The organism is Vibrio sp. R15-SG3-ISO1A (assembly GCF_059833955.1).
Window position 1 is genome coordinate 21,966 of sequence record NZ_JCBDGH010000018.1, and the last position, 10,637, is coordinate 32,602.

General features: G+C 55.5%; 11 protein-coding genes. All 11 read left to right on the forward strand.

Annotation, left to right across the window (positions count from 1 at the left end; genetic code table 11):
• Positions 1-32: 32 nt before the first annotated feature.
• Positions 33-890, forward strand: coding sequence for a type II secretion system protein GspC (gene gspC / locus AC6R0L_RS01840; protein ID WP_500628056.1), 858 nt, complete (start codon positions 33-35; stop codon positions 888-890).
• Positions 891-977: 87 nt separating this feature from the next.
• Positions 978-2,984 carry a type II secretion system secretin GspD gene (gene gspD / locus AC6R0L_RS01845; RefSeq protein ID WP_500628057.1) on the forward strand — a complete coding sequence of 669 codons (2,007 nt, stop codon included), beginning with the start codon at positions 978-980 and terminating at the stop codon, positions 2,982-2,984.
• Entirely contained in the window at positions 2,984-4,474 is a 1,491-nt protein-coding gene (gene gspE, locus AC6R0L_RS01850; RefSeq protein WP_500628049.1) for a type II secretion system ATPase GspE, read from the forward strand. Before gspD ends, gspE begins: the two co-directional genes overlap by 1 nt.
• Positions 4,474-5,697: a type II secretion system inner membrane protein GspF gene (gene gspF / locus AC6R0L_RS01855; RefSeq protein ID WP_500628050.1), complete on the forward strand. Its 1,224-nt coding sequence runs from the start codon at positions 4,474-4,476 to the stop codon at positions 5,695-5,697. The genes gspE and gspF overlap by 1 nt, the downstream gene beginning before the upstream one ends.
• Positions 5,698-5,720: 23 nt before the next feature.
• The gene (gene gspG / locus AC6R0L_RS01860) at positions 5,721-6,164 is read left to right on the forward strand and encodes a type II secretion system major pseudopilin GspG (RefSeq protein WP_334554933.1); all 444 of its coding nucleotides are present in this window, start codon (positions 5,721-5,723) and stop codon (positions 6,162-6,164) included.
• Entirely contained in the window at positions 6,164-6,754 is a 591-nt protein-coding gene (locus tag AC6R0L_RS01865; protein WP_500628051.1) for a prepilin-type N-terminal cleavage/methylation domain-containing protein, read from the forward strand. The genes gspG and AC6R0L_RS01865 overlap by 1 nt, the downstream gene beginning before the upstream one ends.
• Positions 6,747-7,148 carry a type II secretion system minor pseudopilin GspI gene (gene gspI, locus AC6R0L_RS01870; RefSeq protein ID WP_500628052.1) on the forward strand — a complete coding sequence of 134 codons (402 nt, stop codon included), beginning with the start codon at positions 6,747-6,749 and terminating at the stop codon, positions 7,146-7,148. Before AC6R0L_RS01865 ends, gspI begins: the two co-directional genes overlap by 8 nt.
• Positions 7,135-7,788 carry a type II secretion system minor pseudopilin GspJ gene (gene gspJ, locus AC6R0L_RS01875; protein WP_500628053.1) on the forward strand — a complete coding sequence of 218 codons (654 nt, stop codon included), beginning with the start codon at positions 7,135-7,137 and terminating at the stop codon, positions 7,786-7,788. The genes gspI and gspJ overlap by 14 nt, the downstream gene beginning before the upstream one ends.
• Complete coding sequence (gene gspK, locus AC6R0L_RS01880) at positions 7,775-8,803, forward strand: type II secretion system minor pseudopilin GspK (RefSeq protein ID WP_500628054.1); 1,029 nt, start codon at positions 7,775-7,777, stop codon at positions 8,801-8,803. Before gspJ ends, gspK begins: the two co-directional genes overlap by 14 nt.
• Positions 8,763-10,004 carry a type II secretion system protein GspL gene (gene gspL, locus AC6R0L_RS01885; RefSeq protein WP_500628055.1) on the forward strand — a complete coding sequence of 414 codons (1,242 nt, stop codon included), beginning with the start codon at positions 8,763-8,765 and terminating at the stop codon, positions 10,002-10,004. Before gspK ends, gspL begins: the two co-directional genes overlap by 41 nt.
• A gap of 44 nt (positions 10,005-10,048) precedes the next feature.
• The gene (locus tag AC6R0L_RS01890; protein ID WP_500628058.1) at positions 10,049-10,540 is read left to right on the forward strand and encodes a type II secretion system protein M; all 492 of its coding nucleotides are present in this window, start codon (positions 10,049-10,051) and stop codon (positions 10,538-10,540) included.
• Positions 10,541-10,637 lie beyond the last annotated feature (97 nt).

The window sequence follows — 10,637 nt, forward strand, 5'->3', positions numbered from 1 at the left end:
AATTTTCGGCAACTCGGCTGTCGCAACTCGGCATGTCGCTCAAACACAGTCAGGTTCAAGCAAAAATCAGTCGCGGGCTAACCGTTGTGCTCTTGGTGGTGTGCGCTTGGCTGGCGGGCGAGCTGGTCTGGTGGATGGTGGACTCGCCGAGTGTGGTATCACGCTCCATTCGCGCCAGTGGTGAAGTCACCCGAACTGCGCCAGAGCGCTTAAACCTCTCCTCTCTGCAAAATAGTCACCTATTTGGCCGCTACACCCAAGAGGCCCCAGCCGAGGCGGCGCCGATTCAAGAAGCGCCCAAAAGTCGTCTCAATTTGGTTCTGGTGGGCGCGGTGGTCAGCTCCAACAGCGAGAAGAGCTTGGCGGTCATCGCCAACAAGGGCCAGCAAGAGACGGTCGGCATCGGTGAAGCCATTCAAGGTACGCGCGCCAAGTTGGTCCAAGTCCACAGCGATCGCGTCATCATCGACAACGCGGGGCGCAATGAAACCATCATGCTGCAAGGCATCGACTACTCTGCGCAGTCGGCGCCTTCTTCCTCTTCATCGAAAGGGTCATCCAGCCATCGAGTGGACATCTCCCCTGATACCTTAGAGCGTATCCGAGAAGAGATACGCCAAGACGCCAAACAGGTGTTTCAGTACGTGCGCATGTCGCAAATTAAAGAAGGTGATGATGTGGTGGGTTACCGCCTTTCTCCGGGTAAAGACCGAGAACTGTTTGATGAGGTGGGTTTGCAAAATGGCGATATCGCGGTGCAGATCAATGGCCTCGACCTAAAAGACGCCGCGGCAATGACACAGGTGTTCAACGCCTTGTCTGAGTTAACGGAATTGACGCTCACCGTAGAGCGAGAAGGCCAACCCTATGAGATTTATATTGAATTATAAGACTTGCCCAGCGGCGCGAGTCACAAGGAGAATAATGTGAAGCAGTGGCTTGAGAACGTTTTTTGTAGGCGCTTTTTTTGTGGGGATGTGAGAATTAAGAGCAGTGCTTGGCTGTTAGCAGCAAGCTTATTGACCCCACTGGTGAGCGCCAATGATTTCAGTGCCAGCTTTAAGGGCACGGACATTCAAGAGTTCATTAACATTGTGGGGCGAAACTTAGAAAAGACCATTATCGTGGATCCAGCGGTACGCGGAAAAGTCGATGTGCGCAGCTACGACATGTTGACCGAAGAGCAGTACTACCGCTTTTTCCTCAATGTGCTCGAAGTGTATGGCTTTGCCGTGGTGGAGATGGAGAACGGCGTACTCAAAGTCATTCGCGCAAAAGACGCCAAAACCTCGGCTATTCCAGTGGTGGGTGATGGCAGCGTGCAAGGTGACGCCGTGGTCACTCGCGTAGTGGCCGTGCGCAATGTCTCGGTGCGCGAGCTCTCGCCACTGCTAAGACAGCTCAATGACAACGCTGGTGCCGGTAACGTGGTGCACTACGACCCTGCCAACATCATTTTGATCACCGGACGCGCCGCCGTGGTTAACCGCTTGGCGGACATCATCAAACGCGTCGACCAGGCGGGCGACAAAGAGATCGAAGTGGTGGATTTGGCCAACGCTTCTGCCGCAGAAATGGTGCGTATTGTCGATGCGCTGAATAAAAGTGCCGATAAAAACACCCCAGCGTTTTTGGAGCCTAAGTTGGTGGCAGACGATCGCACCAACTCGATTTTGATCTCCGGCGATCCGCAAGTGCGTGAACGCCTGCGTCGACTGATCAAGCAGCTCGACGTGGAAATGGCGTCGAAAGGCAACAACCGCGTGGTCTACCTCAAATACGCCAAAGCCGATGAAATGGTAGAGGTGCTCAAAGGCGTGTCGGCCAACCTGCAAGCGGAGAAAAACGCCGGCAGCAACAGCAATTCGCAGCGCAATGACGTGATGATCGCTGCCCACCCGGGGACCAACGCGCTCGTGCTCACCGCGCCGCCAGATATCATGAACGCGTTGCAAGAGGTGATCTCACAGCTGGATATTCGCCGCGCGCAAGTGCTGATTGAAGCACTGATTGTTGAAATGGCGGAGGGCGATGGCATCAACCTTGGCGTGCAATGGGGCTCGCTGGAAACCGGCTCTGTCATCCAGTACGGAAATACAGGGGCTGGTATCGGTGAAGTGATGGTCGGGTTGGAGGAAGCAAAAGACACCACCACCACCACAGCAGTATATGACTCAGATGGCGACTTTTTGCGTAATGAGACCACTACGGAAGAAGGCGACTATTCTACGCTGGCCTCGGCACTCTCTGGCGTCAATGGCGCAGCGCTCAGTGTAGTGATGGGCGACTGGACGGCGCTGATCAGCGCGGTATCGACTGACTCCAACTCCAATATTCTCTCCTCTCCGAGCATTACCGTGATGGATAACGGCGAGGCCTCGTTTATTGTTGGTGAAGAGGTGCCGGTGTTAACGGGCTCTACGGCCGGTTCGAACAACGATAACCCATTTCAAACCGTCGACCGTAAAGAGGTCGGCATCAAACTCAAAGTGGTGCCGCAGATTAACGAAGGTAACTCAGTGCAGCTCAATATTGAGCAAGAGGTGTCCAACGTGCTTGGTGCCAATGGCGCGGTGGATGTGCGGTTTGCCAAGCGCCAGCTCAACACGTCCGTAATGGTTGAAGACGGCCAGATGATTGTCCTCGGCGGTTTGATTGATGAGCGCGCGCTAGAGAGCGAATCGAAAGTGCCGCTGCTGGGCGACATTCCCTATCTTGGCCATCTGTTCAAATCGACCAGTACCCAAGTGGAGAAAAAGAATCTCATGGTGTTCATCAAACCGACCATCATTCGCGATGGCATGACGGCCGATGGCATCACGCAGCGTAAATACAACTTCATCCGTGCTGAGCAGCTGTATAAAGCGGACCAAGGTCTTAAGCTGATGGACGATGCGCACATTCCTGTGCTGCCAAAATTTGGTGATGAGATCCGCCATCCGGTGGAAATCCAAGCCTTTCTTGACCAAATGGATGTGCAGTAATGGAGAGACCGTCCGTTCGTCGCCTGCCGTTTAGTTTTGCCAAGCGTTTCAGCTTGGTGTTGGAAACCGAGCAGACCGAGTCACCTGGCTTGGTGCTCTATTATGTTGAACCGCTCGCGGTAGACGCCCTGCTCGAAGTGAATCGCGTTGTCGGCGAGCCGTTTGGTATGCAAGCGGTCAGCAGCAGTGAGTTTGAACAGCGTTTGACCCGCGCCTACCAGCGCGACTCGTCGGAAGCGCGCCAGTTGATGGAAGACATTGGCGCGGACAGTGACGATCTCTTCTCGCTGGCTGAAGAGCTGCCGCAGGATGAAGACTTGCTGGAGTCAGAAGACGATGCGCCGATCATCAAACTCATCAACGCCATGCTGGGAGAGGCAATCAAAGAGGGCGCGTCGGATATCCACATCGAAACCTTTGAGAAAAGCTTAGCGATCCGTTTTCGTGTTGATGGTGTGCTGCGTGATGTGTTGTCACCCAGCCGCAAACTTTCGCCCCTTCTGGTCTCGCGGGTGAAAGTGATGGCGCGGCTCGACATCGCGGAAAAACGCGTGCCTCAAGATGGGCGAATTTCCCTGCGTATCGGTGGCCGCGCGGTCGATGTGCGTGTCTCGACTATGCCATCGTCGCACGGCGAGCGCGTGGTGATGCGTCTTTTGGACAAAAACGCCACGCGATTGGATCTGCACAGCCTTGGTATGACCAAGGCCAATCACGATGATTTCCGTCAGCTCATCGGTCGCCCGCACGGCATCATTTTGGTCACCGGTCCTACGGGCTCAGGTAAATCGACCACCTTGTACGCGGGCTTAAGTGAGATCAACAGTAACGAGCGCAACATTCTGACGGTGGAAGATCCGATCGAATTTGATATCGACGGCATCGGCCAGACGCAGGTCAACCCGAGAGTGGATATGACCTTTGCGCGCGGCTTGCGCGCCATTTTGCGCCAAGACCCGGATGTGGTGATGGTCGGCGAAATTCGCGATCTCGAAACCGCGCAAATTGCCATTCAAGCTTCATTGACGGGCCACTTGGTGATGTCTACCTTGCACACCAATACCGCCACAGGGGCGATTACGCGTCTGCGTGATATGGGCATTGAACCGTTTTTGATCTCCTCCTCGCTGCTTGGTGTGTTGGCTCAGCGTTTGGTGCGCACCCTGTGCCCATCGTGTAAAGAACCCTATCAGGCTGACGCGCAAATCAAACAGTGGTTTGCGCTCGGCGAAGACGAGAACCTCACGCTGCACAAAGCCGTTGGCTGTGAAGCGTGCAACTTTAAAGGCTATCGCGGCCGAACCGGGATCCATGAACTGCTGCGTGTCGATAACGAGGTGCAATCGCTCATCCATGATGACGCGGGCGAGCAAGCGATTGAGAAAGCCATTCGTGCCCGCACGCCGAGCATTCAACGCGATGGCCTTGAGAAAGTCAGACAAGGCATCACGACGCTTGAAGAGGTGTTGCGTGTGACCAAGGAAGCGTAATGGCGGCATTTGAATACAAAGCGTTAGACAGCAAAGGCAAAACCAAAACCGGCGTGCTCGAAGCCGATACAGCGCGCCAGTTGCGCTCGCGGCTAAAAGAGCAGGGTTTGGTGCCGATGGAGGTCAAAGAGACGCGGCAGAAAAACGCTAAGCAAGCCCATTCAGGGCGCAGCGGTTTTCGTCGTGGAATCAGTACTCCAGATTTGGCGTTGATCACCCGCCAGCTCGCCACCTTGGTGCAATCGGGCATGCCCCTTGAGGAGTGTTTGCGCGCTGTGTCTGAGCAATCAGAAAAAGCGCGCATTCGTTCGATGCTGCTTGCGGTGCGCTCCAAAGTGACCGAAGGGTACACCTTGGCCGACAGCTTGGCGGACTTTCCGCATGTGTTTGATGATCTGTTTCGCTCTATGGTTGCGGCGGGGGAAAAATCGGGCCATCTGGATGCGGTGTTAGAGCGCCTGGCGGATTACGCGGAAAATCGGCAGAAAATGCGCTCAAAACTGCAGCAAGCGCTGATCTACCCTGTGGTGCTGGTGGTGTTTGCCATCGGCATTGTGGCGTTTTTGCTCGCGGCGGTGGTGCCGAAAATTGTCGGTCAGTTTGTCCAGATGGGCCAAACGCTGCCGCAATCGACCCAGTTTTTGCTCGCCTCAAGCGAGTTTGTTCAGAGCTTTGGTCTCTACTTATTACTCGCGATCGTGGCGCTGGGCTACGTCATCAAACTGGCGTTAGCCAAGCCGAGCGTGCGTCTGGCTTATGATCGAAAACTGATTGGCCTACCGATGATTGGCAAAATCAGCAAAGGGCTCAACACCTCGCGTTTTGCCCGCACATTGTCGATTTGCACGTCGAGCGCGATCCCGATTTTGGATGGCATGAAGGTGGCGGTGGATGTGATGAGCAATCGCTACGTCAAGCAGCAAGTGACCCTTGCTGCTGATAGCGTGCGCGAAGGGGCAAGCCTGCGTCGCGCACTCGAGCAGACCAAACTGTTCCCACCTATGATGCTGCACATGATCGCCAGTGGTGAACAAAGTGGTCAGCTAGAAGGCATGCTGACGCGCGCCGCCGACAACCAAGACGCCAATTTTGAATCTATGGTGAATATTGCGCTGGGCATTTTTACCCCGGTACTGATTGCGCTGATGGCGGGATTGGTGCTGTTTATCGTCATGGCGACGTTAATGCCCATTTTAGAAATGAATAATTTAATGGCGGGGTGATCCCGCACTCGGAGAGAACAACAATGACAAACAGAATCAAAAAACAGTCGGGCTTTACGTTATTAGAAGTGATGGTCGTCGTGGTGATTTTGGGGATTTTAGCCAGCTTTGTGGTGCCTAACCTGTTAGGCAACAAAGAGAAGGCGGATCAACAGAAAGCGGTCACAGACATCGTCGCCTTGGAAAACGCACTCGACATGTACAAGCTCGATAACAGCGTCTACCCGACCACAGATCAGGGTCTAGAGGCGTTGGTCAGCAAGCCGTCCAACCCGGAGCCGCGTAACTACCGTGAGGGTGGCTACATTCGCCGTTTGCCAAGCGATCCTTGGGGCAACGACTACCAATACCTAAGTCCAGGTGACAACGGCAATATCGACATCTTTACCTTGGGCGCCGATGGCCAAGAGGGCGGTGAAGGCATCAATGCCGACATTGGTAACTGGAATATCCAAGACTTTCAATAATGCGTCAACGCGCTCGCGGCTTTACCTTACTTGAAGTCTTGCTGGTGGTGGTGATCGCCGCGCTGGCATCGGCGGCTGTGGTCTCCACCTTGGTCAGTCGCAGCAGTGATGAGGCAAAAAAGCACGCCAGCGCAGCGTTTCATCGCCTGCAACTCCTCAACGAAGAGGCGATGCTGGCGGGGAAAGATTACGGTTTGTGGGTCGATGAAAAGCGCGGCCGCTATCGTTTGGTAAGCTTAACCGCGAAGGGGTGGCAGCGTCTAGACGACAGCCAAATTCCGGCAGAGACGGAGCTTGGAGAAAACTTGGCGCTCAAGCTCACGATGGGCGGCTCAGCGTGGCAGGACGAAGATCGCCTGTTTCGACCCGGCAGCTTGTTTGATGATGACCGTTTTGCAGACCTTGAAGAGAAAGACGCACTACCGACGCCGCAAGTCTTTATTATGTCGAGCGGGGAAGTGAGCCCATTTGAGCTCGCGATTGCGCCCAAGGCGAGTAGCGGCCAGTGGTCACAAGAGGCCGCATGGCGCGTGATCGCCAAAGAAAACGGCCAAATTGTGCTGCTGGCGCCGGGAGAGAGCGATGAGTAAACCACGCGCGATGATGACACGGCGATTTGCGGCTGCTCGCCACGCTGCCGCGCGCGGTTTTACCTTGCTGGAAGTGTTGGTCGCGCTCGCCATTTTTGCAACGGCGGCGATCGCCACAGTGCGCTCGGTCAGTCAGCACATCAATACGCTAAGTTACATTGAGGAAAAGACGTTCGCCGCCATGGTCGCCGACAACCAAATGGCCAAAGTACATTTAGCGGGCGTTAAGCCCAGCGCGCAAAAAGGCACCGCTCAGTTAGCGGGGCGCCAATGGCAGTGGCAAGTGGTGCCAGTGAGTACCTCCGGCGATCTGTTGGCAGCGTTTGATGTCAAAGTATCACTGGGCGCGCAAGCGGCGCCGATCGTGGTGGTGAGAAGCTATGTGGCGCTCTAGACAAGCAAGCCGAACACAAGGTTTTACCTTGATTGAGGTCTTAGTGGCGATGGCGATCTTTGCCAGTTTGAGCGTCGCGGCCTATCAAGTGCTCAATCAGGTACAGCGCAGCAATGCGCTCTCAGAGCAACGCAGTGCGCGCCTAGGAGAATTGCAGCGTAGCCTTGTCTATCTCGACAATGATTTTCGCCAAATGGCGCTGCGCCAAACGCGCTCCGGCGGCGATTCGCCCTCATCCACCCTGATCGCTTGGCAAGATAACTTGCTCGACAGTGATGAAAAAGGGGTGATGTTCGCGCGCCTGGGTTGGTTTAACCCGCAGCAGCAGTTCCCGCGCGGCGAGGTGACCAAAGTGGGCTATCGCATCCAAGATGGCGTATTACAACGAATTTGGTGGCGATACCCAGATACGCCCACCGGGCAGGCGGGCATCGTGATGCCACTGCTCGATAAGGTCGAGCAGTTTGATTTACGCTTTTTTGATGGCAGTGAGTGGCAGCGTGAATGGCGTGCCAGTAACCAGTTGCCGAGTGCGGTGGCACTGACCTTAACTCTGGAAGATTATGGTGAGATAGAGCGCATTTATTTGACGGGTGGCGGCACATTGGCGGGCGTAGGAGAGAGCGATGAGAACGGCTAGCTCGCAGCGCGGCGTCGCACTGATTGTGATCTTACTGCTGTTGGCGGTGATGGTCAGCATTGCCGCCAGCATGGCGGACCGGCTCTTTTCTCAGTTTCGCCGTGCCAGCAGTCAGCTCGATTATCAGCAGGCGTATTGGTATAGCTTGAGTGCAGAGGCGCTTGCGCGGGCGGGCATTGAACAAAGCTACCAAGACAGCGACACGGTCAATCTCTCGCAGCCTTGGGCGATAGAAGAGCAAACCTATCCGCTGGATTTTGGCACGCTGCGCGGATCACTGACCGATGGGCAAGCGTGCTTGAACCTCAATGCGCTCTACGCGGTGGTGCAGACGGCCAACTCCAACGCCACGCCCTATTTGGTTGAGGTGCTGCAAACCTTGCTCGAATACCTAGAGGTGGAGAGTTATCAAGCGCAGGCGATCGCGGAGTCGGTGTGGGAGTTCATTGATGAAGACACCACGGTGAATACCTCTTCCGGTGTGGAAGACAGCTACTATGAGTCGATGTCGCCAGCCTACCTGACGGCCAACTCTTTACTGGCGGATGCCAGCGAGCTGCGCGCGATTCATCAAGTGAGCGCAGAGGTGATGACCAAGCAGCTGCGCGGCCATGTGTGCGCGCTGCCGACCAGTGATTTTCGCCTCAACATTAATACGCTGGATGCGCGCCACAGCGCGCTGCTTGCGGCCATGTTGGCGCCCAACTTGAGTGTTGAACAAGCCAAGAACGTCATCGACAATCGCCCCTATGATGGCTGGCAATCGGTCGACGAATTTTATGCCGAGTCGGCGCTCTCTTCGGTCAGTGCTGATGTGAAAAGTCAGGCGAAAGGCTATTTGGATATTGATAGCCGTTATTTTGAAATGGATGCTGAACTGCTGGTCAACGACTCGCGCGTGCGAGTGCGCAGCCTGCTGTATAGTGAAAATCGTGAAACTGCAACGGTGATACGCCGTCGCTTTGGAGGTATCGGTGAACGAGAGTCTGATCGTTCGACTGAGTCACAACCCTAATGCCGCTGTTCAATGGCTGGTCTGGTCTGCGAGCGAGCGCGCCGTGATCGCCAGTGGCGAACTGGCCAACTATTCCCAGCGTGAGGCGTTAGCGCAATACGCCAAGGGGCGCGCGACGACTGTGCTGCTCTCTGCGGCCGATGTGGTGCTCAAGCAGGTTGAGATCCCGGCCGGCGCTGGGCGTCAATTTGAGTCTATGCTGCCTTATTTGCTTGAAGATGAGTTGGCGCAAGATGTCGATGAGCTGCACTTTGTTGTGCTGGCTAAACAAGGCAATCAAGCGCACGTGTGCGCCGCGCCGCGTGTTTGGCTGGCGAGTGTGCTCGATGATCTGCATGAGCTTGGCTGCTCGGTGCGTAAAGTGCTGCCGGATGTATTGGCACTGCCGAAGGAGACGCCGCTGTGCGCCGCGCAAATTGGTGAGCAGTGGCTGATTGGCAAAGGTCAGTGGCAAGGCGTCTCGGTAGAGGCAAGCTTTTTACCTTGGATTACCGCCTCTGATTGGGTCAAAGATAGCGCTGGCGAGCCTTTGGCGCTGACTGCGCTTACCCCACTGCCTGAGTCTGTGATTAAGGCGCATCCCGCTTGGCAAGATTGCGTTTGGGAAAACGAGCAAGGCAAGTTCGTGATGCAGGTGCTCGCCGAGCACGCCTTACTCAGCCCAGTGAATCTATTAACCGGTGCATTCAAGCCTAAATCGTCACTCGGCAAATATTGGCGCGTCTGGCAAGGCAGTGCGATGGCCGCGATGCTGCTACTGGCGCTGATTTGCGTCGACAGTGTGTTGAAAACCGCGCGCTTTGAAGCGCAAGCCGACGCGTATCGCAACGAGAGTGAGCGTCTGTTTCGTGAGGCACTACCGGGGCGCACGCGCATCCCGACCGTCAGCTATTTAAAACGGGAGATGGAGCGAGAAGCGGCGCAACTGTCTGGGGGTAGCAGTGAAACGGTCTGGCTAGAGTGGATGGTGCAACTGCCTGATGCGGTTAGCAAAGTGCCGGGGCTGAGCTTGACCAGTATCAAGTTTGATCGCAATCGCAAAGAAGTGCGCCTTGAAGCGCAAAGCGATGATTTCCAGAGTTTTGAGCGTGCCAAAGCGCAGCTTGAATCGCGTTTTAAGGTTGAGCAAGGGCAGCTCAGTCGCAGTGGCGAGCGTGTGAACGGCTCGTTTGTTTTAACGCTACGTGACGGCCAGTCGTAAGGAGAGTCATGAAAGCACGTTTTCAATCGAGCCTTGCGCCGCTATTGGCGCCGCTTAGTACCAAGCTGAGTGCATGGTGGTCCGCCATTACCCCGCGTGAGCAGCGCCTGGTGATGGTGTGCGCGGGCCTTGTGATGGCGGGTGGCCTGTACTGGGGCATTGTCGAACCTTTGACCACGCGCGCAGAGCAGGCAGAACTTAGGCTGCAAAGCGAAAAGCAGTTACTGGGCTGGGTCGAAGATCAAGCCGAGACTATCGCGAGTTTGCGTGCAGCCGGTGGGCGCTCGGTATCCACCTTACCGCTGAACCAGGCGGTCTCCTCAACGGCCAAGCGTTTCAACGTCGAGTTGGTGCGCGTTCAGCCACGCGGTGAAGAGCTACAAGTGTGGATAAGCCCGATGCCGTTTAACCAGTTCGTCAGTTGGATTGCCTTTTTGCAAGAGACCCACGGCGTGCACGTCACAGCGCTCGATCTGGATAGAGGCAAGCAAGAGGGCGTGGTGGATGTGCGCCGCTTACAGTTGGTGAAGGGGTAGAGGGATGAAAAAACGGCTTCTGCTCGGCGCAGGTTTACTGAGTGTATTTGGCTTGAGCGCGTTGGTGCACATGCCGGCATCGTTTGTTTATCACACC

Coding starts and splice junctions, on each gene's coding strand:
- gspC (WP_500628056.1), top strand. CDS start 33: ATGTCGCTCAAACACAGTCAGGTTCAAGCAAAAATCAGTCGCGGGCTA.
- gspE (WP_500628049.1), top strand. CDS start 2,984: ATGGAGAGACCGTCCGTTCGTCGCCTGCCGTTTAGTTTTGCCAAGCGT.
- gspF (WP_500628050.1), top strand. CDS start 4,474: ATGGCGGCATTTGAATACAAAGCGTTAGACAGCAAAGGCAAAACCAAA.
- gspG (WP_334554933.1), top strand. CDS start 5,721: ATGACAAACAGAATCAAAAAACAGTCGGGCTTTACGTTATTAGAAGTG.
- AC6R0L_RS01865 (WP_500628051.1), top strand. CDS start 6,164: ATGCGTCAACGCGCTCGCGGCTTTACCTTACTTGAAGTCTTGCTGGTG.
- gspI (WP_500628052.1), top strand. CDS start 6,747: ATGAGTAAACCACGCGCGATGATGACACGGCGATTTGCGGCTGCTCGC.
- gspJ (WP_500628053.1), top strand. CDS start 7,135: ATGTGGCGCTCTAGACAAGCAAGCCGAACACAAGGTTTTACCTTGATT.
- gspK (WP_500628054.1), top strand. CDS start 7,775: ATGAGAACGGCTAGCTCGCAGCGCGGCGTCGCACTGATTGTGATCTTA.